At 37.2% G+C, this 19,599-nt stretch carries 20 protein-coding genes; 9 read left to right on the top strand and 11 right to left on the bottom strand.

What is annotated here, in order from left to right:
* Nucleotides 1–32: 32 nt before the first annotated feature.
* Nucleotides 33–809, bottom strand: coding sequence for a Fic family protein (locus tag U8521_RS04735; RefSeq protein ID WP_334352015.1), 777 nt, complete (start codon nt 807–809; stop codon nt 33–35).
* Between the two features lie 136 nt (nt 810–945).
* A complete protein-coding gene (locus U8521_RS04730) occupies nt 946–2,670 on the bottom strand; it encodes a pyruvate oxidase (RefSeq protein WP_334352014.1) in 1,725 nt (574 codons plus the stop codon).
* Nucleotides 2,671–3,162: 492 nt separating this feature from the next.
* On the opposite strand from U8521_RS04730, the gene U8521_RS04725 reads away from it, so the two are divergent.
* Nucleotides 3,163–3,684: a DUF308 domain-containing protein gene (locus U8521_RS04725; protein WP_334352013.1), complete on the top strand. Its 522-nt coding sequence runs from the start codon at nt 3,163–3,165 to the stop codon at nt 3,682–3,684.
* On the opposite strand, the gene U8521_RS04720 is transcribed toward U8521_RS04725, so the two are convergent.
* Entirely contained in the window at nt 3,681–4,046 is a 366-nt protein-coding gene (locus tag U8521_RS04720; protein ID WP_334352012.1) for a PaaI family thioesterase, read from the bottom strand. The two genes, U8521_RS04725 and U8521_RS04720, sit on opposite strands and share 4 nt — an antisense overlap.
* Before the next feature lie 113 nt (nt 4,047–4,159).
* Between U8521_RS04720 and U8521_RS04715 the strand changes: the two genes are divergently transcribed.
* The 3 genes from U8521_RS04715 (at nt 4,160) to U8521_RS04705 (ending at nt 7,534) form a co-directional block, all read left to right on the top strand.
* Nucleotides 4,160–5,614, top strand: a complete 1,455-nt coding sequence (locus U8521_RS04715; protein WP_334352011.1) for an AMP-binding protein — start codon at nt 4,160–4,162, stop codon at nt 5,612–5,614.
* 111 nt (nt 5,615–5,725) lie between these two features.
* Complete coding sequence (locus U8521_RS04710) at nt 5,726–6,142, top strand: MarR family winged helix-turn-helix transcriptional regulator (RefSeq protein WP_334332067.1); 417 nt, start codon at nt 5,726–5,728, stop codon at nt 6,140–6,142.
* Between the two features lie 3 nt (nt 6,143–6,145).
* Nucleotides 6,146–7,534 (top strand): MDR family MFS transporter, encoded by a 1,389-nt coding sequence (locus U8521_RS04705; RefSeq protein ID WP_334352009.1) that lies wholly within the window; start codon nt 6,146–6,148, stop codon nt 7,532–7,534.
* Here U8521_RS04705 and U8521_RS04700 read toward each other — a convergent pair.
* The 3 genes from U8521_RS04700 to U8521_RS04690 form a co-directional block, all read right to left on the bottom strand.
* Entirely contained in the window at nt 7,522–8,274 is a 753-nt protein-coding gene (locus U8521_RS04700) for an alpha/beta fold hydrolase (protein WP_334352008.1), read from the bottom strand. The genes U8521_RS04705 and U8521_RS04700 overlap by 13 nt on opposite strands.
* Nucleotides 8,275–8,542: 268 nt before the next feature.
* Nucleotides 8,543–8,767 carry a hypothetical protein gene (locus U8521_RS04695; protein ID WP_334352007.1) on the bottom strand — a complete coding sequence of 75 codons (225 nt, stop codon included), beginning with the start codon at nt 8,765–8,767 and terminating at the stop codon, nt 8,543–8,545.
* Nucleotides 8,768–10,136: 1,369 nt separating this feature from the next.
* Nucleotides 10,137–10,415, bottom strand: coding sequence for a LysR family transcriptional regulator (locus U8521_RS04690; protein ID WP_135373399.1), 279 nt, complete (start codon nt 10,413–10,415; stop codon nt 10,137–10,139).
* Between the two features lie 94 nt (nt 10,416–10,509).
* Between U8521_RS04690 and proB the strand changes: the two genes are divergently transcribed.
* From proB to U8521_RS04675, 3 genes are all read left to right on the top strand, one after another.
* A complete protein-coding gene (gene proB, locus U8521_RS04685) occupies nt 10,510–11,319 on the top strand; it encodes a glutamate 5-kinase (protein WP_334352006.1) in 810 nt (269 codons plus the stop codon).
* A gap of 10 nt (nt 11,320–11,329) precedes the next feature.
* Entirely contained in the window at nt 11,330–11,752 is a 423-nt protein-coding gene (locus tag U8521_RS04680) for a MarR family winged helix-turn-helix transcriptional regulator (RefSeq protein ID WP_334332062.1), read from the top strand.
* A gap of 136 nt (nt 11,753–11,888) precedes the next feature.
* On the top strand, nt 11,889–13,136 hold the full coding sequence (locus U8521_RS04675; RefSeq protein ID WP_334352005.1) for a glutamate-5-semialdehyde dehydrogenase: 1,248 nt from the start codon (nt 11,889–11,891) through the stop codon (nt 13,134–13,136).
* 65 nt (nt 13,137–13,201) lie between these two features.
* On the opposite strand, the gene U8521_RS04670 is transcribed toward U8521_RS04675, so the two are convergent.
* From U8521_RS04670 to U8521_RS04660, 3 genes are all read right to left on the bottom strand, one after another.
* Nucleotides 13,202–13,660, bottom strand: a complete 459-nt coding sequence (locus U8521_RS04670) for a zeta toxin family protein (RefSeq protein ID WP_334352004.1) — start codon at nt 13,658–13,660, stop codon at nt 13,202–13,204.
* A gap of 108 nt (nt 13,661–13,768) precedes the next feature.
* The gene (locus U8521_RS04665; RefSeq protein WP_334352003.1) at nt 13,769–13,954 is read right to left on the bottom strand and encodes a hypothetical protein; all 186 of its coding nucleotides are present in this window, start codon (nt 13,952–13,954) and stop codon (nt 13,769–13,771) included.
* 403 nt (nt 13,955–14,357) lie between these two features.
* The gene (locus U8521_RS04660) at nt 14,358–15,302 is read right to left on the bottom strand and encodes a D-2-hydroxyacid dehydrogenase (RefSeq protein WP_334352002.1); all 945 of its coding nucleotides are present in this window, start codon (nt 15,300–15,302) and stop codon (nt 14,358–14,360) included.
* A 328-nt stretch (nt 15,303–15,630) separates the two neighbouring features.
* Between U8521_RS04660 and U8521_RS04655 the strand changes: the two genes are divergently transcribed.
* Nucleotides 15,631–16,350 (top strand): MIP/aquaporin family protein, encoded by a 720-nt coding sequence (locus tag U8521_RS04655; RefSeq protein WP_334332059.1) that lies wholly within the window; start codon nt 15,631–15,633, stop codon nt 16,348–16,350.
* Nucleotides 16,351–16,399: 49 nt separating this feature from the next.
* Here the strand turns inward: U8521_RS04655 and U8521_RS04650 are convergent, their stop codons facing one another.
* Together U8521_RS04650 and U8521_RS04645 are read right to left on the bottom strand one after the other, a co-directional pair.
* Nucleotides 16,400–17,623 (bottom strand): ABC transporter permease, encoded by a 1,224-nt coding sequence (locus tag U8521_RS04650; RefSeq protein WP_334352001.1) that lies wholly within the window; start codon nt 17,621–17,623, stop codon nt 16,400–16,402.
* Nucleotides 17,616–18,512: an ABC transporter ATP-binding protein gene (locus U8521_RS04645; RefSeq protein ID WP_334332057.1), complete on the bottom strand. Its 897-nt coding sequence runs from the start codon at nt 18,510–18,512 to the stop codon at nt 17,616–17,618. The genes U8521_RS04650 and U8521_RS04645 overlap by 8 nt, the downstream gene beginning before the upstream one ends.
* A 138-nt stretch (nt 18,513–18,650) precedes the next feature.
* Here U8521_RS04645 and U8521_RS04640 point away from each other — a divergent pair, with 138 nt between their 5' ends.
* Nucleotides 18,651–19,571, top strand: coding sequence for a DMT family transporter (locus tag U8521_RS04640; protein ID WP_334352000.1), 921 nt, complete (start codon nt 18,651–18,653; stop codon nt 19,569–19,571).
* The last annotated feature ends 28 nt before the right edge of the window (nt 19,572–19,599 follow it).

The raw sequence follows: 19,599 nt of genomic DNA, 5'->3' as shown, positions 1-19,599 counted from the left end.
AGATGATAAATTCCGATTGGAGTTTATCATCTCTATTTTTTGTTGGATCTAAATTCTTCTTTTACTCTGATAGTTGGTGAGATAGATTGCCGTTGCTTTTCTGATTCTGTTAGCGGTTCTTTTAGATGTGCAATTCTTTCCTTGTCAGTTGGTAACAAACTAAGCATACGCTCAAGTGCCAGTTCCTCTTGATCATTATCTTTTGCTTGATAATATCTCATCAAAGAAATCGTAAATTCTGCACGGTCTAAATCATTGAATGGTAATGTTAAATAGTTTTCTTTTTCCCAGGTATTAAAAGCTGCATTTGCAGCAATTAATGCCGTTCTTTTATTGCCATCTTGGAAGGGCTGTAACTTTGATAAACTAGCAAATACTCGCCAAGCATCTTTTTCCAACTTGGCAGACTCACTAAACACATCAATAACCTTTTGAAGATCTTGACATGTAACTACTGCCGGTGGCCGATAATAATCATTTACCGAAGAATTAGGTGCTGTTGCAATGGCAATAGCATCATCTGGATTATAGTTTTCATTTCTCAAGTGCCCTGGCAAATCTGGCTCTTCTGGAGAAGGTGAATCAAAATTTTTATTAATAGCGATGATTCCATCCACGCTAAAGCCTATTTTTTTGATAGCTTTGATTCCTGACAATGCATCCTCAAAAATCGCCACGTCATCATTATCTTGATTCAGTGGCTTACTGGAACCACTGTCCAAAGCTCTCTTAGTCTGAGCAACCGTACTAGCATAACCGTTCAAACTTCCCAAAGAAGTGATAAATCTAGCTAATTTTATATTATTCATCTGCAGTCTCCCTTCTTTCAATCTTAGTTATCTTGCAGTCATTATATCAAAGGAAATTTTTTTATTACAATACTATAGATGCAAAAGAACCTTATTAGAATATAAATCGTATTCTAATAAGGTTCTTTTGACGATTCTATAAGAATGAACGTAAAATCTCTTTCATTGGTGGTAATTCTGGCAAACTCTTCTTGTCGATTACGTGACCCAAACCAAATTTAGCGTAACCTTGAGCTTCATCCATCATAATCTTACCTGGTAGTGGAGCTTCATCGTTTACAGCTACATCTAATAGAACTGGTTTTTCAGGATTGCGATACTTTCTGATAGCATCTGAGAATTGTTCATCAGTTGTGATAGTTTCACCAATTCCGCCACAAGCTTCAGCAAATTTGGCAAAGTCGATAGTTGGCAAACTGATTCCATAATTTTGTTGCCCAGCTGATTGTTGTTCGTATTCGATAAAGGCTAACAACTTGTTATTCAACACGATAAATAACATTGGTAAGTTGTATCTAACAGCTGTAGCAAAATCCTGCATGACCATTGAGAAGGCACCATCCCCAGCAATCGCATAGACTGGCCGATCTGGCATGTCCATCTTAGCGGCAATTGCTCCTGGCAAAGCACAGCCCATAGTTCCTAACCAAGCTGAAATTGTATACATTTGTGAAGATTTGGCCGTCAAAAATCTAGCACCAAAAGCAGTTGAAGTTCCGACATCAATTGACCAAACTGTATCACTTGGCGCACTCTTACTGATATTGTGGAACATCAAGGATGGTAAAACGCCGGTATGCTTCTTGGAATAGACATCATGCATCCAACTGCGCCATTGACCAATCTTGGAGACGGCTAAGTCTAAGAAATGACGTTCTTTGACAGGTTCACCTAAAGCATTCCAGTGTTGCAAAACTTCTTTGACATCGCCTTGGATAGCTAAGTTGACGTGACGACGTTTGCCGAGCCGATCCGGATTAATATCAACTTGAATGGCATCAACTTTCTTATTCAAGTATGGAGCGTAAGGGTAATCGGTTCCCAACATAATTACGAGATCTGCTTTTTGCATCATTTCAAAGGCGGGCTTAGTCCCTAGTTTGCCTAATTGTCCTAAATTATAAGGATGGTCATCGTCAACCAAACCTTTGGCAGGCATAGTTAAAATAATTGGAATTTTATATTTTTCGATAAATTCTTTTGTTTCCTGCTTAGCGTCCTTGATTCCGACACCAGCTAAAACGATTGGATTGGAATGAATCTCAAGCATTTCCTGTGCTTGCTTGATTTGGTCCTCGTTGACCTTATAGTCGTCGAGTTTGAAATTATCAGCATTAGGTGTGAAATTATCCTTAATCATGTGAGCCGGAATATCATCTGGAATCGTTAAAACAGCCACACCTTTCTTAGCAATGGCAGTTCTAATGGCCTCATCAGCGATTCTAGGCAAAGATTGCGGATCCATGATGATTTTATTGTAGACCGCTACATCTTCGAACAAAACGTGCGTATCGACCTCTTGGAAGAAGTCCGTATTCAACAATTTTGATTGAACTTGACCCAAAATAGCCAACACGGGAGCATGATCCATTTTGGCATCATACAAACCATTCAACAAATGAATTGCCCCAGGTCCACCAATTGACAAACAGACACCTATTTTACCAGTTAATTTAGCATGAGCTGCGGCAGCTAAAGCAGCTACCTCCTCATGCAATACGTGTGTGAATTTTATTTTATCTTGAGCGCGATACAGAGCATCGATCGTGGTATCAACAGAATCTCCCGGAATTCCGTAAATATTATCAATACCCCATTTCTCTAAAACTTTTACCATTTCATCAGATGCACGAACACTCATTTGTAGTCCCTCCTAGTATTAATTACCTCTAAAGTACCACAACGATTTCACAATTAAAGAGATATGCTCACGCCTGATATAATGGTTTATAAATACTTTTATAAACCAGCTTGTGAATATAATTATTATGACTGATTTTATTTCCTTGATTTTCTGGTATCATATATTTAGACATTTTTAGGTTCTTATCATGGTTAGCGTAATTTGCCGTCTTCCGCACAAGCTCTGTGATGAGCTGGAACGCTGCCGGCACTATTTTGAGCTTTTGCAAATTACGCAAAATCTCAAAACTAGGCCTTCTTGTTGGTGCTAAAGCACCAACAAGAATTTGGCAGCTGAGTCATCACAGAGCTTGTGCTCCAGACTAGATAAGTGATTTTTATTATTTATCACTTTTAGTTCGAAATAACTAATTCACATTTAATGAAGCTTATCTGTACTTTTTATAAACCAACTATGACAAAAGCCTATTTTTAAGGGGAGCAAAATATTATGGTTAAGCAGTTCCAACTTTATCGTTGGTTGCGTTTTTTATTCTTGCTGACGGCAGGGATTCTAATTGTGATTGCACCAGTCAAAAGTTTCGATATTATTGTTTATATTGTTTCCAGTTACATTGCCATTTATGGGATTTTATCGATCATTGACGGCTGGAGTATCAAGCGAAGTACTGGTGAAAATAATATTGCTATTGGTTTGGGGATCGGAGCTTTATTTTTAGCTTTAGCTGTTTTATTATTTGTTAGATTTTTAATTCCTTTAGTTCCACCTGTCTTGGGAATCATCCTCTTAGTCAACGGAATCAACCAATTTCGAGATTCGCATGAGATGACAAAAAGAGTCCAGATAACACCCTACCTAGATTACTTTTACTCAGCATTACTGGTGCTGGCAGGTATCGTGTTTATTCTGAACCCTTCAAAGACAATTATTTTTATTTATCAATTATTTGGAGCCGGTTTAATTGTTTTGGCGTTCTTCGAGATTATCAATTCTCGAATCTACCGTCATTAGGCTTCAATTTTCTTTAATGTTATTGTACAAAGACTATTGCTGATGGCACTGTTGTCATAATGAAGTGTAGCTTGCCAAGTTTGAATATTACTACCATCTTTGACTGGTTGAGCTTCGACGATGATTCTTCCTAATTTGAGTGCATTCAAACTATGCAAAGAAACACTAGTAATAGCGGCACTTCCTTGATGAAAACTCAAATTAGCTCCTATACTGGCAGCTGTTTCCGACAGCATGGCGCTGATGATTCCTGGTTGTTCGGTTTCTTTATCCAAGTGATCTTGAGTGATTTCCATCCCCAAAATTACTTTGTGTTTCCCTTTTTCGACTACTTCAATGCCTAAATCATTTAGCAAACTCATTTTGTACCTCAATTTTTTTCATAATTAGTTAAAATTTTATTATTTAAATGTTTTACAATCAAGTTATAGCAATATCAATGATATCAAATCCGTTTTGGAAAAGAGGTCATATTTTGGAAAACTGGTTAGTCAAACGCGCAAAACTCGATCCTGACAAGGTCGCATTAATTCTCGAACACGCTGATTTCACTTTTAAAGAGCTGAATTCGTGTGTCCAGTTATTTGCGAGCAAATTATATACTAGCGGTATTCGAAAAAATGACTCCATAGCATTATTTTCCGATAATTGCTTTAACGGCTACGTTGCCATTCTAGCACTTCAACAGGTCGGTGCCCGGATTATTATGCTGGATACACAATTACCGACCAGCGCTTTGGAATATCAGATCAGAGATTCGCAACCAAAAACTGTCTTAGTTTCGGATTCTGCTCCCACAAAAAACATTTTAAATGTTGCTTGGGACAAAATTTGGATATCAGACGTTTTAAGTCTTAGCAAGAGTTTCAATTATCAGCCAGTTTCTGAATTTGACAATGACCAAGTGGCAACTATCCTCTATACTCCTAATGATAACAGTGATATCGGAGTTATGCTGACATATGGTAATTATTTCTTCTCGGCTATGGGAACGGATCTAACTTTAGGCATCAACAAAGATGATATTTGGGTTTTAACGTTACCACTTTTCAACGTTCCTGGCTTTTCAATTATCATGCGCTCAATGATTTATGGAATCGGCGTTTATTTGATCGATGGCTTCAATTTACATCACTTAAATAAAGTTTTGATCAACGAACGAGCTACGATTATTTCACTCACCCCACCGATGCTACGAGAATTATTGAATTCCCTACCTCAGGGCAAAGGCTACAACGACAAATTTCGTTGCGTCTATCTAGGCTATGGGTTGGTCGATAATTGGACCTTGTTGCGTTGCAATATGTTAGGAATCCCGGTATTGCAATCTTATGGCATGACCGAGACCACTTCAAATATTGCTGCTTTAAGTTTTGACGACGCTGAAACTAAGACCGGATCGTGTGGCCAACCATTTTTCACTGAACAAATTCGCATCACGGACATCAATCAAGATAACATCGGTTCGATCGAAGTTAAATCGCCCACTATCGCAATAGGTTACTTGAATAAGCGGCAGTTGTATCAATCACGCTTTACGAATGACGGGTTCTTCAAAACTGGTGACATGGGGTACTTGGATGAAAATAACTTCTTATATGTCAAAGGTCGTAAGAATGAATTAATTTATCGTGGTGATAAAATTATTTATCCTAAAGAAGTTGAGAATACGTATCGCAGTATCAATGGTATCGTTGATATTTGTATCGTAGGAATTGCCGATAAATCGGAAAGTCAAGTACCAGTCGCCTATTTGGAATTAAAGGAGAACGCCTTTTTGACCAGTGCTAGTTTGGAAGAATTCGGCCGACACAATTTGATTGATTATCAAGTTCCTGTCGAATTTCGTTTGATCGACAAATTACCGAAAACTACTAATGGCAAGATTTTACATCGAAAATTATTAAGTTTGGAATATGAAATTATTTAAAAACATCCGCAAAATTGTGGATGTTTTTTTATTTCCTATTGCTTTTCAAAAAAATCCAGAGTACGATTAATAATCGTTAGTCATCTAACGTTTATGATAGAGAGGTCACTTATGAAGAATACTAACATGTTAGTCAAAATAGCAGCTAATCAATTGTCTCGGCGCTTAGATACCTTTGCCAAACAACATGATGCTACTTGGGTTCAAATGTCGATCATCGATTTTTTAAGTAATCACCCTGATAGAGAAATGTTTCAACGTGATATCGAACAAGAATTTTTCATTCAACGTTCGACTGCGACTATTGCTCTACAACGGATGGAGAAAAAAGAATTGATCACTCGTAATCCCTCAAAATCTGATGCTCGACAAAAATCAGTCTTCTTAACTGCCAAAGCTCGGGAACTGGAGAAAGAAATTAAGCACTATATGAGTCTTCAGCAACAAATTTTGGATGATCATTTCACAAAAGAAGAATTGACAATTGTTGAAAAATTCTTAAAGTTCGAAGCCTTTCAGGAGGATTAATTTATGGAAAAACAAGAAAAAATCCCTTTAAATGTTTTATTAGCCGTTATCGCTGCCGGCCTGATGTCATTTTGTGGCGTAATCGTTGAAACTGCGATGAATATTTCCTTTCCAACATTAATGAAAGAATTTAATATCGCTACTTCAACCGTACAATGGATGACGACTATTTATTTGTTAGTCGTTGCCATCATCGTTCCGTTATCATCTTTCTTCAATCATAATTTCAAAACTAAAACACTCTTCATCTGCGCCAATCTACTTTTCATTCTTGGAGTCGTGATCGATGCGATAGCCCCAATTTTTCCAATTTTATTGCTCGGTCGGGTTATTCAAGGCCTGGGGACCGGAATTGCTTTACCATTGATGTTCAACATCATTTTGGAAAATGTTCCCGAAAGTAAAATTGGTCTAATGATGGGAATTGGAACTCTAATTACCGCAGTCGCTCCTGCAGTTGGTCCCACTTTCGGTGGTCTAGTCGTCAATTCCTGGGGTTGGCGTTACATTTTTGTTATCTTGATTCCAATTTTAATTATTTCATTCTTTCTAGGGATTAAAAATATTCGTCAAAAGAGTCAAATTCAGAAGAGTGAATTCGACGTCCTAAGTTTATTTGCTTTAATTTTTACCTTCGGCGGACTAATCTTCGGCTTCAGTAACATGAGCAAAATGTCCCCTATCGTCATCGTATCATTTATCGTCGGTATTTTAGGATTGATCAGTTTCATAATCCGTTCACAAAAATTAACTCACCCATTAATCAATTTGCGAGTGCTGAGAAACACAAAATTCAGTGGGCACTTACTCAGTTTCTTTCTTCTACAAATTTTATCATTAGGCTTCGCTTTTATTTTGCCAAATTATATTCAACTAGTTAACAACGACACCGCTACTATTGCCGGATTAGCCGTTTTGCCTGCAGGTGTTGTTGGTGCAATCTTTGCTCCATTAGGTGGAAAAATTTTGGATGAATTTGGTGCTCGTTTACCAATCTTATCTGGTGTCACGCTGGCCGAGATCTCATTAATTATCTTTGCTACCATGAGTTTGAAACTGACAACTACCATGATTGTTTGGTTCTACATTATTTATATGCTGGGTATGGGTATGTCATCAGGAAACATCATGACTGACGGATTAAAATTTTTGTCTGATGAAGAACAAACTGACGGTAACGCTCTGTTCAATACTCTCCAACAATTTGCTGGTGCCATGGGAACTTCCATCGTCTCTGCTATCGTTGCTTTGAGTCAAAACAATCAAAGTTTAAGTATCGCTAAATCAACGGCTATCGGCTCTCAACACGCCTTTATCTTGTTAATAATTCTTGGTTTGCTTAATATGGTTACACTTTATTTAGTAGTTTCAAAGAAAAATCAATTTAAATAATACTCAAAAAAATTAGCAATTTTATCCATCAACGGCGGTTCAACCAAATGTCCTGCTCTATATCCGGTAATAAAGGCTACCTGTTTTGAATAGGATTCGCCTTGAATTTTATCGAAAAAATCTTTTGATTCATGATAAGGAATTCGTGGATCGTTTGTCCCATGCCAAAAAAGTAACGGCCGGTTATCAATTTTTTCCGGTTGGCTATTGAGGTCGTAATACTTGATCCAACTAGTCAATAGTTCCATATCTCGAGGTAAGTACATTTGCCGTTTCTTCGCATCTTCACGAACTAATTTTGCATAAGCAAGCAAATTCGGTGTCCCCATGATGATGCTAGCGGCCGTAATTTCGGGATGTTGGGTCAACAAGGCTCCAGTCGTCATGCCACCCATTGAATAACCACCAACACCAATTTTTTGATCTTTGATCAGATTTTGTTTTTGATAATAATTAATTAATAAAGAAAATTCCGAAACATTGCCTTGGATACTATTCCAAAAAGTAAACGATGGAATTGAGGAAACATCCGCATGTCTTTGTCCATGATTCATCGCATCGGGCAGGATCACGCGGATATTTTTTTGCGCCAATTTTCTAGCTTGGGTTAGAACTTGTTCCTTAGCCGAGCGCCATCCGTGATAGAAAACTACAAGTGGTAATGGCTGATTGAGATTTTCTTCTTTGATTGCTTCAAGAATGGGAACATCTTGGATAGTTTGGGGGATTATCTTTATCATTTGAGTTTTACTCCTTTATTAGTATTTTAATTATTTGCTGGGGATTTTGGTAGTTTTTGGGTAAAAGAAAAACAGGGCTGTTTGATTCTAACCCTGTTTTTTAATTTGCGTATTTGTTTGTGTGTGTTTGTTTATTTTATTATTGTTCTTTTAGGAATAACCATGATTCTGTTTTTGAATAACGATTGTTCTTTTGGTTTATAACCACGGTTCTATGCTTTATAGTCAAAACGCGTTCCACAAGCCAGGACTCGGCCTGTTCCACGCTCTAAATAAATGGCAACTTTCTATTCTTGATCTTAAACAACAATTCTTCAACATCTCTATTGTGCTTATGTCCAGTATTGATGTCATACTCGATCAAATCTTTTCTAAAATTACCTAATTCTGCTTCTAAATTGTCATTATATTCTAAAAGTTTAATGTGTTTAAAAACTAATTCAATTAAACTTCCTTCGCAACCCAAATTGAAGGAGCCAACTGATTCTTCCACGGAACGGATGAAATCTTCTCGTTCTACGTTGGAAACTCTTACTTCTTTCGAATTCGTACCACCCTTCTCAATAATATCCTCAAAACATGCAATATATATTTAATCTCTCTTTATCGTCACTTATTATGATGCATAATCATGACGATATGCTTTCAATTTTATATAAAATACTTATACTTTTCTGAACATTTTATATATTATCAGCATTCTATACACCTTTTAGTATGACATTTGTCATTTTCTATGTCACGTTAATCCACAAAAACAACAAAATAGTGTATTTATTTCTCTATAACTTGTAAAATCTTGTTTTTTTGATCAAATTATTTTTCCTGAATTGTAGAAATACTTTTATATCCGTTTTATAATTAATTTGGTTATATAAGCGAGATGTATTAACCTAACAATGTTTCATTGTTATCCTTTTAGAGTAGTACTCCTTCTCAACTGCTTAGGAATCAGGGTTAGTGGTAGGCTCTGATTTAATTTCTCGCAAAAGTAAAGGCTAGTGGTAGGCCTTTATTTTTTTGCGCTTTTTACTGATATAATTGGCTTATACCAGTTTTCGAAAGAATAGTTTACAAATATAGACAACACAAACAAAATTTGGACAAAAATAAAAGAATTGCAGGCTAACATATATAAAATACGTGGAGTCTACAATTCTTTATTCAGGTTTAGCAAAATAGTGGTTGATTGGTTGATAGTAGTTGTTCCTTAGTTTGGGTAGTGGTTAATTGCCGTCTTCCGCAACAGTCCTGGGAAACGCTGGAACGCTGTGGGCACGACTTGAAACTACCGCAAAGTTCACGGCATTTCCAAGCTCGGCCTTCTACGTAAGCGCTAAAGCGCTAAGTAGAATTTCACGGCTGAGCATTTCCCAGGACTGTCGCTCCAGACTATATAAAAATCCTAATTTCTATTGAGGTAATAGCTTATGGGATTCGCATATTGCATTCTATTCTGAATTAGCTTTGGATTTGGTATTTCATACTTTAATTGAGTGTTAAATCAGAAATAGAAATCCTATTCCAATCCTTCGATTTTCAGACCGGTCATCCAGAATAGCGTGACACCAATTAAAAATCCAATTCCATAAAAATGAGAACATAGGTTAATCCCAATAGAACAACTATTTCCAAGAAAATAGAAATTAAATAATCCATAGATCCGTTATTCAGCGCCGGAGCAACAAAGCTGATGGGCTCAGCCCTGAAATTATTCTTAGCGCTTCAGCGCTTAGAATAAGGCCGAGCTTGAAGATTTTTCCGGGCTTGAAAAAGCTTCAAGTCGTGCCCAGGGCGTTCCAGCCCAATCAGCTTTGTTGCGGAGGAGCGGCATACTTCACCCCCACCACCATCAAATAGAATTACTTCTTATTATATTCAGGATCATCCAAATCCCGTTCGATATCCACACCATATAGCTTATTAACTTCTGCATCTTTAGGAGCCGGATGGACAACTACAATAGCAATGGCACCCTTACTGCTGACATAACCGACAAAAGTCGTTACCTCTTCAACATAATATGCCAAGCCGTCTGTGTGAATGATATATTGTCCAGCAACGGGCATACTTTCAATGTAAACTTTGTTCATTCTAATATAGTCGTCGCCTTCGTGGAGCACGATCAATACTTTATACATAAATACACCCTTTTCTTATTTCTTAACTTGTTTTAGCATAATAATATTAGTGCCAAATAGTCAATATACATATTAATTTCATGAGGATAAAAAAATGCAAAATAAGCGTCAAATCTACGCTGATCGCATCGTGGTCAAAGTAGGAACAAGCACCCTGATTCATCATAACAGTAAAATCAATTCAACTGTCATCAAACAACTCGCCAAAGTTTTGAGCACTCTGAAAAAAGATGGCAAAGATGTCGTCTTAGTTTCTTCAGGCGCTATCGGCGTCGGCATGGGAGTGTTAGGGCTTGAACAACGTCCCGTTAAAATTTCTAAACAACAAGCCGTGGCAGCCGTTGGCCAAGCGGAATTGATGCAGATTTACAATGAAGCTTTTCACGAATATGGCATGTCCGTAGCACAAATGTTGATCACTAAAGATATCATCGACTATCCCGAAAGCCATACCAACGTGATGAACAGCTTCCAAGAATTGTTATCCATGGATAATACGATCCCCATCGTCAATGAAAATGATACCGTGACCGTTTCTGAGTTGGACCACCATACTAAGTTTGGTGATAACGATCAATTATCTGCCATCGTAACTAATTTGGTCGATGCTGATTTGTTGATCATGCTGTCTGATATCGATGGCTTTTACTCCGCCAATCCAAATAAAGTGCCAGATGCCAAATTGATTGGTACAATTGGAGAAATCGCACCAGAGATAGTTGCCGCTGCTGGTGGTCACGGAACCAAGTTTGGTACAGGTGGCATGACAACCAAACTAAAGGCTGCCCAACGCATTCTAAAGCATAATCAACAGATGGTTTTGACAAATGGTAAAGACCCTGAGATCATCTTCAATATTTTAGCTGGCGAGCCAGTCGGTACACTATTCTCCAAAAATATTTAGGAGGAAATCAATGAATTCTGAATATCCAATCTCAAAGGCACTCATGGGACTCGTTTCTGGTTACAAAAACACTGTTACCAAAAAAATCCGTCCCCTTGGACTTTATCCAGGTCAAGATTTGATTCTTTTGTGCTTAATGAAAAATAACAACATTTCCCAAAACCAACTCGTAACTACGCTTTGTGTCGACCACTCGACTATTGCCAAGTCCGTCAGCCGCATGACTAAAGCCGGTTTAGTTAAGACCCACAAATCTAGTAAGGATAAACGAATTACTCTAGTTGGGCTGACAGGTGATGGCAAAAAATTAGCTAAACAGATACATGAAATTTGCCTCGAGGCTGAGAAAAAAGCTATGACAGACTTCAGTGAAGAAGAACAACGACTCTTTTTGGAAATGCTAGAAAAAATTAGTTTTAATCTTAATCAGTAAATAAATATGTTGACAGCCACATAATTTGTTGTAGAATATACTTATTAAAAATAAAAATACTTAGACGAAATAGTGGATGCAGCCGTCCGCTATTTTTTTGCGTTATAATTATAGAAAACGTTTTAGGAGTATACAAATGACTAATCTTGAAGAGTTGGGACAAAAAGCCCAAAATGCTGCCTTTGAATTAGGACAACTTGGCACTAAAGCTAAGAACGCCGCCCTAATGGCAATGGCAGACAGTTTAGTTTTGAACACTAAACAGATCATCGAAGCAAACAAAGAAGATTATGATAACGCTGAAAAAAACGGCGTCAAAAAAGCTATGCTGGATCGACTTTTACTGACACCTGATCGAATCAACGACATGGCAACTGGACTACGCCAAGTGATGGATCTACCGGACCCTATTGGAAAAATTGATCGTGGTTGGCAAACTGAAACAGGACTCGACATAACTCAAGAGCGTGTCCCTCTAGGTGTTATCGGTATGATCTATGAAGCACGCCCTAACGTCACTGTCGATGCGGCTGGATTGTGCTTCAAAGCAGGAAATGCCGTCATCTTGCGTGGCGGAAAAGAAGCTATCAATTCAAACATTGCCTTGTCAGAAACTCTTCGTCAAGCTTTGAAAAAAGTTGGTATCACTGAAGATGCAGTTCAATTGATCGACGACGTTAGCCACGAAACGGCTCAAAAAATGATGGAATTATCTGAATATATCGACGTTTTGATTCCTCGTGGTAGTGGTAAATTCATCAAAATGGTCGTCGACAAAGCCAAAGTTCCCATCATCGAAACTGGAGCCGGCAACTGCCACATCTACGTCGATAAAGACGCTAATTTAGATAAAGCCCTCCAAATTATCATCAATGCCAAAGTTCAACGCCCTTCCGTCTGCAATGCGGCCGAAAAAGTCATTTTACATAAAGATATCGCCAACGAATTCTTACCAGATTTGTACGATGCACTAAGAGCCAACAGTGTTGAAGTTCGTGGTGATACTTTGTCACGAGCAATCGAACCAGACATCATCCCCGCTACCGAAGAAGATTGGGACACTGAATATGACGACTATATCATCGCCATTAAAATTGTCGATTCACTCGATCAAGCCGTTAAACACATCAACAAATACAACACTAAACACAGTGAATCAATCATCACCGAAAATTACACTGCCAGTCGCAAATTCATGAAACAAATTGACGCTGCTGTAGTCTATACGAATGCTTCAACTAGATTTACCGACGGCCAGCAATTTGGCTTCGGGGCAGAAATTGGCATCAGCACCCAAAAGTTGCATGCCAGAGGTCCAATGGGAGCTAATGAGTTAACTACAACTAAGTATTTGGTCCAAGGTGATGGGCAGATTAGACTTTAATTTGTCACAATCCAAAAAGAGCATTAGATAATCTGCAATGATCATCTAATGCTCTTTTAGTTACCCTATATTTTAATCCATGGATAACTAAGAAGGTCATTTATTTTAATAGATTCTGAATCCCTAAAATAAACATTTACAAACTTATTAGTATTGTCAAAAATATATACGATATCAACTTTAGGTTCAATAACAGAAAGATTCTTTAATGATTGATAATATCTTTTCTTTATCAAATCTGGAGGAATACCGTGCCCTCCCTTTTTTACTCTTTCATTAACCCTCTTTATTGCTCTCTCATAACTATCTATAGCAACATAAATTAAAGTCACTTCAAATCCATTCTCATGTGCCTCTCTGATTAAGTCAATCTGTGATTTCCCATTTCCCGATAAGGTAATTTCAACATGCAAGCCTTTCCTCGCATCTAACGACGTATGTATTATTTTTATTTCCTCTCGCATAGCTTTGAGGTTGTCACTCGCTTTTTTCCAATCGCCATTAAAAACCACGTAGTATTTCATCAGCGTTTACTTGTTGAGTATTTTTAAACAGAAATGTACTCGTTTCATAAAATGTACTCTTACCAGCACCATTAATCCCTGCAACAATTATATATTTTGGCTTTTTTATCATCTGATGAAATCCTTGCGTCTAATTACTTCATCTTGTTTCTTATCTAAGACGTAAGTATATAGAGAATTCAAAACTTTTTTCTTTTCTGGATCAGTCTCATTCAAAGTTTCATTCATTAGGTCCTCTAAACTAACACTTTCAGCCTTATTTAAAAGATCATCAAAAATTTTCTTACTGTTCATAAAAAACCTCCAATCTATTTTACAAAAATATATCTGTACATCCTATTATATTATTAACAACCAGGTAAACAAAAAAAGAGCTTGGGATACAAAGTAGAATATAACATTACTTTTTCTGTTTAAAACAAACTTGTAAATATGGAAGTCTTTTACTATCAAAATTGCATCCCCAAGTTTCATTGAGATCACAATTGCTGATAAGTAAATTAACTGTCGCAAAGAATCTTTATCTAACTGAACTCCTTGTGACACAAAAACGTTGGAAGTAGTAAAAGCTAAAACAAGAAAACCAACATGAAGCTTATAAAATAGTCACTAGATAGCATTGTTTTCTTTTCATCTATCTAGCTACAATTTTAATGGCTTTGCTGGTTTTTTTAGTCTAACTTTTAGTGAATCTGTTTTAATATCCGCGTGAATAGTTCACGACATTTTTATACACTTCCCCATTTTCTACATAGGCTTTCAAGTTATGTTTGAAAATATCGAAGGCACGTTCCTCATAATGAACGCTCATACCGGCGTCGTGTGGGGTGATGATGACGTTCTCCATGTCCCAAAGTGGGCTGTCGCTTGGCAATGGTTCAGGTGTCGTTACATCAAGTCCTGCTCCGGCAATTTCACCATTTTCAAGGGCAGCTACTAAATCTTCCATCTTAGTAGTCTTTCCACGGCCAATATTGATGTAGTAGGCTTTTTTAGACATTGCCTTGAACAAATCTTGATTGAACAAACCAATTGTCTCGGCTGTATCTGGTAAGGCGTTGACGACGAAGTGAACTTCACCGATTCTTGAAGAAAGTTCTGACATTGGAATCATTTCATCGATATTTTCAGCCGCTTTATCACTGTGTCTGACACCAATTGTCTTCATTCCTAAAGCCTTAGCATATTTTGCAATCAAAGTCCCGATATGACCAACTCCGACGATCATAACCGTCTTGTTGTAAACTTCATCATAACCATCATCGTGTTTCCAAAGTTTTTCATCTTGATGGCGAGCAGTCAAATTCATACGACGGACAAACATCAACATGTAAGCCAAAGTTTGTTCGGCAATATTAATCGCATTAGCACCGGAACCATTAGTTAAAATAACACCTTTTTCATCTAATTCTGGTAGTGGCAAAGCGTCAACTCCGGCCCGTACCACTTGGATCCAATTTAGTGTATCACTTTTTAGAACAGCATCTTTTAAAGTATTGGACCAGTCATAAAGCACTTCAACACCTTCTAGATCTTGCGGTGTGACTTGCTTAGGAGAAACAACACTCAAGTCAACATTTGCGATTGACTCAAGCTTATCTCGTTGTTTTTTGGTTAAATTAACTAAACTAAGAACTTTCATCTTTCTACCTCATTTTATTTTTAGATTATATTATTACTATATAGCAAAAACTACTCATTTTTTACCCGATTGTCAAAAAATATTCGGAATGTATGATACAATATTAAACGTTGCTCAATATTTGATTTATTTTACTATTTATGTTAGTGAAAATTGTCCTGATTGTCGGGGCAATTTTTTCATGTAAATTTTCACTCATTAAAGACAAGTTATCTCGAATTTTATATAATTGACCCATTTTTGAGTGAATTGGAATATTCGTGTTTTGCTTAATAGTGATAAATCAAATAACGAGAAAATTTAATTACATTTAGGGGTAGTATTAATTATGCACTATACGTTACTAGTACGTTGCGTCGCTGAATTTATCGGAACAGCCATCATGGTTGCCCTTGGTAATGGTTCTGTTGCCAACGTTGAATTAAAAGGAACAAAGGGATTCCACGGTGGGTGGATCTTGATTGGATTTGGTTATGGTATCGGTGTTATGATTCCAGCCATGATGTTTGGCCCAATTTCAGGTGGTCAAATCAATCCAGCGATGACTTTGGCATTAGCTTTCAATGGTGAATTTCCATGGGCTGAAGTTGGTCCTTATATCATCGCTCAATTCTTAGGTGCAATCTTTGGTCAATTGATGATCGTTGCCGCCTACAAACCTTATTACAACAAGACGGAAAATGTTGAAAGTATTTTAGGAACTTTCTCAACTATTGATGCTGAAAACAGTCGTTTGAATGGTTTTATCAACGAATTTATTGGAACATTTATTTTAGTTTTTGGTGCCGTAGCTTTGACATCAGATCACATCGATCCACGTGCTGATTTTATCGGTCTAGGATTCTTAGTTATGTGTTTGGTTGTTTCATTTGGTGGTCCAACCGGCCCTGCTTTAAATCCAGCTCGTGATTTAGGTCCACGTCTATTGCATGCATTATTACCTTTGAAGCCAAAAGGCTCATCACAATGGAAGTACAGCTGGGTCCCAGTTGCCGCTCCAATTTTAGGTGCAATTTGTGCCGTTAAACTTTATGCCGCATTCTTTTAATAATAAAAAAAAGTTCGATTCTGGAAAATCTATCCAGATCGAACTTTTTTTATTTGGAACTATATGACAATCCCCGTTTAAACCTCTTCCAAAAACTAGAGTCATCGGTTTGTAACATCAGACCTTGATAAATTTTTCCAATATACCAAGCTAATAACACGGTACTTGCCAAAAGAATCACTAATGACAAAGCTAATTCTAAGCCACTGGCCGAATCATTGATCCAGCGTAATGGCATGAAGTATGAGGAGAAAAATGGTACATAAGATAAGATCTTAACAACGATTGAATCGATGTTATTTTGGAATGGGAAGGTCAAGAAGAAGGCCAACATGCTTAACATGATAACTGGTTGTGAAGCTTTGGGAGCATCTTCAACTTTGGAAACGAGTGCCCCACAAAAAGCGGCTAGAATGGTATAAATAACTACTCCCAATAATAAGTAAAGCAGATTGACGCTGAGAATGTTCTTTAAAACCGACGAGATCAACGTATGATATTGTTCCATAAACGACTTAGTTAAACTCGAGTCTTTCAAGAACATGAAGGCTCCCCAACCGCCGACTAAATAAATTAAGACTTGGGTCAAAATAACTAACATCACGCCAAAAATTTTGCCGAGAAAATATTTTGTGGCTGTCGTACTGGAAAAAATAATTTCCATGATCTTGGTCCCTTTTTCTGAAGCAATTTCTTGAGCCGTGATTGAAGTATATGTAATCAAAATCATGTAAACCATCAAGACGATGATCCAAAAGGAAATAGTTTTCGCCAAATTGGCATCTCCAGTTTGCTTTTGAATATCCTCCGTTAATTTTGGTTGGCGTGATAAATCTTGCAATTGTTGCTGAGTCAATTTAGCCTGAGCAAGGTTTAGTTGTTGTTGTGTCTGACTCAAAAAGCTGTTAAATTTGGCCTTTTGAGACGAACCGAGCGAACTCGTCCCATGATAAGTGGCAGAAACTTGTTGATCAGCTACTTTTAAAACGATATAACCGTCCAACTTATCCTTTTTCATTTTCTTTTGAGCGGTTTTTTCACTAATTACCGACTTTTTGACATCATCTTTATTAGCTTTGATAAAACTAGTTCGCAGTTGTTGATTGTCACTGATCACCGCAATGCCATTGTCACTAACACTTGAAGCTCCTAGATATCCGGAACCTACCATAATCGCAAACATGATAAAGGGTCCTAAAATCAAAGTCACAAAACTCCAAGACTTAACTTGACGCAAGAAAGTTTCAAAAGTTACGATCCATAATTTATTCATTGATTTTACCCGCTTTCTGACGGAAGATTTCATTCAAGGTTGGTGGCTGCTGACTGAATTCTTCAATGTACTGCCCATCCGTCACTTCAGCGAATACTTCCTTACCGGCATTTTCGTCATCTAAGAACAACTCAAAGCGTTTTTCTTCGAGTGGTTTAGCGGCGACAACATGAGGCAGTTGCGCTAGTTGCGTGATTTCTTTATCGGTCGTAACGAAAATTCTCGTTTTGCCAAAGGAAGCCCGAACATCACGAACGGTTCCATTTAAGACAACTTGACCGTCGCGTAACATGACTAACTTATCGCAGAGTTCTTCCACGTTTTCCATATCGTGGCTAGAAAAAATTATTGCGGCCCCATTTTTCTTAGTTTCGAGGATAGCTCGCTTCAGTAAATCAGCGTTAACTGGATCTAGTCCACTGAAGGGTTCGTCCAAAATAACCAGCTTTGGTTCATGGATCAAGGTACAGATTAACTGAACTTTTTGTTGATTACCTTTAGAAAGGTCCTTGATTTTATCTTTTTTACTACCTTTGACCGCAAATTTCTTGAGCCAAGTATCAATTTTGGGTTTGATTTCTTTAGCGGGTTTATTTTTCAAGCGTGCTAAATAAGTAATCTGTTGCTCAACGGTCAATTTGGGCATCAAACTACGTTCTTCGGGTAAATAACCAATTTCATCAAAAACACTTTCAGTGATTGGTTGATCGTTCCAAGTAATTTTCCCTTGATAGTGCAGAAAGTTCAAAATGCTGTGAAAAGTAGTCGATTTTCCGGCACCATTTTGACCGATCAAACCTAATATCTCTCCGTCAGAGACATCAAAGGAAACGTGATCGAGTGCTTTTAAATCGCCAAAATTTTTATTAATATCTTCAATTTTAAGCAAATTTCATCCCCCTAGTTAATTTGATTATACAGGATAGGAAATATTCTGGATATAGTCCAAATATAAATTTAGTTATGTTAAAGTATGTGGTGGCAAAAATTCTGAATCAAAATCTACTGAATAGGAGGGAAATATATTATGACTGATAAACAAAAGGGATTCTTTTATGCCATTATGGGACCTGTTTTATGGGGATTTTCTGGTAGCATTGCTCAATATCTATTTACCATCGAAAATATTCCTACGCAATGGATTGTTGGTATTCGTTTGATTTTTGCCGGTTTAATGCTAGTGATTTGGTGTTATTTCATTGATTCCAAAGCTTTATTTGCAATATTAAAAAAGCCACGTTATCTTTTTCAATTGTTTGCATTTGGATTATTGGGGATGCTGCCAGCCCAATACACTTACTTTATGGCAATTAAATACGGTAACGCACCAACTGCCACAGTTTTACAATTTTTAGGGCCATTATTCATTATTATCTACATCTCATTAAGAAAATTACAGATGCCACGCCGAATTGATCTGATCTCAATTGTTTTAGCACTTTTAGGAACTTTCTTATTGGTAACTCATGGACATCTCGGGCAATTGATGTTATCACCAGCCGCTATCTTTTGGGGTGTCTGTGCTGGTTTGAGTCAAGCTTCCTACACTCTGTTACCTCGAGAACTATTAAAGAAATTCGATGCTCGAATCGTAACTGGTTGGTCCATGTTGCTTGGTGGAATCGTCTTCGCACCATTTGCTAATTTAGGACATATCCCCAGTTTGAACTTGGTGGCTATCATTTCAATTATCTTTATCATTACAGGTGGAACGATGTTTTCTTACTTGTTCTACTTACAAAGTTTAAATTTCTTAACACCATCCACAACCGGTATGTTGAGTGCTTTTGAACCTTTGACTGCAACTATTTTAACGGTTGCTTTTCTAAATACCAAAATCAGTGGTGCTGAATTGATTGGTGCTTTGTTGATTTTAGGAATAACTTTCTTACAAGCTTTACCACCTAACTTGTTTAATTTGAAATTCCGTTATAAGAATAAGAATTAAAAAAATGACTACTTAGTATTAAATCAAT

The sequence above is a fragment of the Companilactobacillus miaonis genome (assembly GCF_036913615.1).
GTDB lineage: Bacteria > Bacillota > Bacilli > Lactobacillales > Lactobacillaceae > Companilactobacillus.
This window is presented reverse-complemented; position numbering and strand designations above follow the sequence as displayed.

Excerpts from the sequence above, each read along its gene's own strand:
- U8521_RS04670 (WP_334352004.1), bottom strand. The coding sequence starts at position 13,660 with ATGAAATACTACGTGGTTTTTAATGGCGATTGGAAAAAAGCGAGTGAC.
- U8521_RS04675 (WP_334352005.1), top strand. The coding sequence starts at position 11,889 with ATGACTAATCTTGAAGAGTTGGGACAAAAAGCCCAAAATGCTGCCTTT.
- U8521_RS04660 (WP_334352002.1), bottom strand. The coding sequence starts at position 15,302 with ATGAAAGTTCTTAGTTTAGTTAATTTAACCAAAAAACAACGAGATAAG.
- U8521_RS04690 (WP_135373399.1), bottom strand. The coding sequence starts at position 10,415 with ATGTATAAAGTATTGATCGTGCTCCACGAAGGCGACGACTATATTAGA.
- U8521_RS04655 (WP_334332059.1), top strand. The coding sequence starts at position 15,631 with ATGCACTATACGTTACTAGTACGTTGCGTCGCTGAATTTATCGGAACA.
- U8521_RS04705 (WP_334352009.1), top strand. The coding sequence starts at position 6,146 with ATGGAAAAACAAGAAAAAATCCCTTTAAATGTTTTATTAGCCGTTATC.
- U8521_RS04650 (WP_334352001.1), bottom strand. The coding sequence starts at position 17,623 with ATGAATAAATTATGGATCGTAACTTTTGAAACTTTCTTGCGTCAAGTT.
- U8521_RS04730 (WP_334352014.1), bottom strand. The coding sequence starts at position 2,670 with ATGAGTGTTCGTGCATCTGATGAAATGGTAAAAGTTTTAGAGAAATGG.
- U8521_RS04640 (WP_334352000.1), top strand. The coding sequence starts at position 18,651 with ATGACTGATAAACAAAAGGGATTCTTTTATGCCATTATGGGACCTGTT.
- U8521_RS04710 (WP_334332067.1), top strand. The coding sequence starts at position 5,726 with ATGAAGAATACTAACATGTTAGTCAAAATAGCAGCTAATCAATTGTCT.
- U8521_RS04720 (WP_334352012.1), bottom strand. The coding sequence starts at position 4,046 with ATGAGTTTGCTAAATGATTTAGGCATTGAAGTAGTCGAAAAAGGGAAA.
- U8521_RS04735 (WP_334352015.1), bottom strand. The coding sequence starts at position 809 with ATGAATAATATAAAATTAGCTAGATTTATCACTTCTTTGGGAAGTTTG.
- proB (WP_334352006.1), top strand. The coding sequence starts at position 10,510 with ATGCAAAATAAGCGTCAAATCTACGCTGATCGCATCGTGGTCAAAGTA.
- U8521_RS04700 (WP_334352008.1), bottom strand. The coding sequence starts at position 8,274 with ATGATAAAGATAATCCCCCAAACTATCCAAGATGTTCCCATTCTTGAA.
- U8521_RS04725 (WP_334352013.1), top strand. The coding sequence starts at position 3,163 with ATGGTTAAGCAGTTCCAACTTTATCGTTGGTTGCGTTTTTTATTCTTG.
- U8521_RS04680 (WP_334332062.1), top strand. The coding sequence starts at position 11,330 with ATGAATTCTGAATATCCAATCTCAAAGGCACTCATGGGACTCGTTTCT.
- U8521_RS04665 (WP_334352003.1), bottom strand. The coding sequence starts at position 13,954 with ATGAACAGTAAGAAAATTTTTGATGATCTTTTAAATAAGGCTGAAAGT.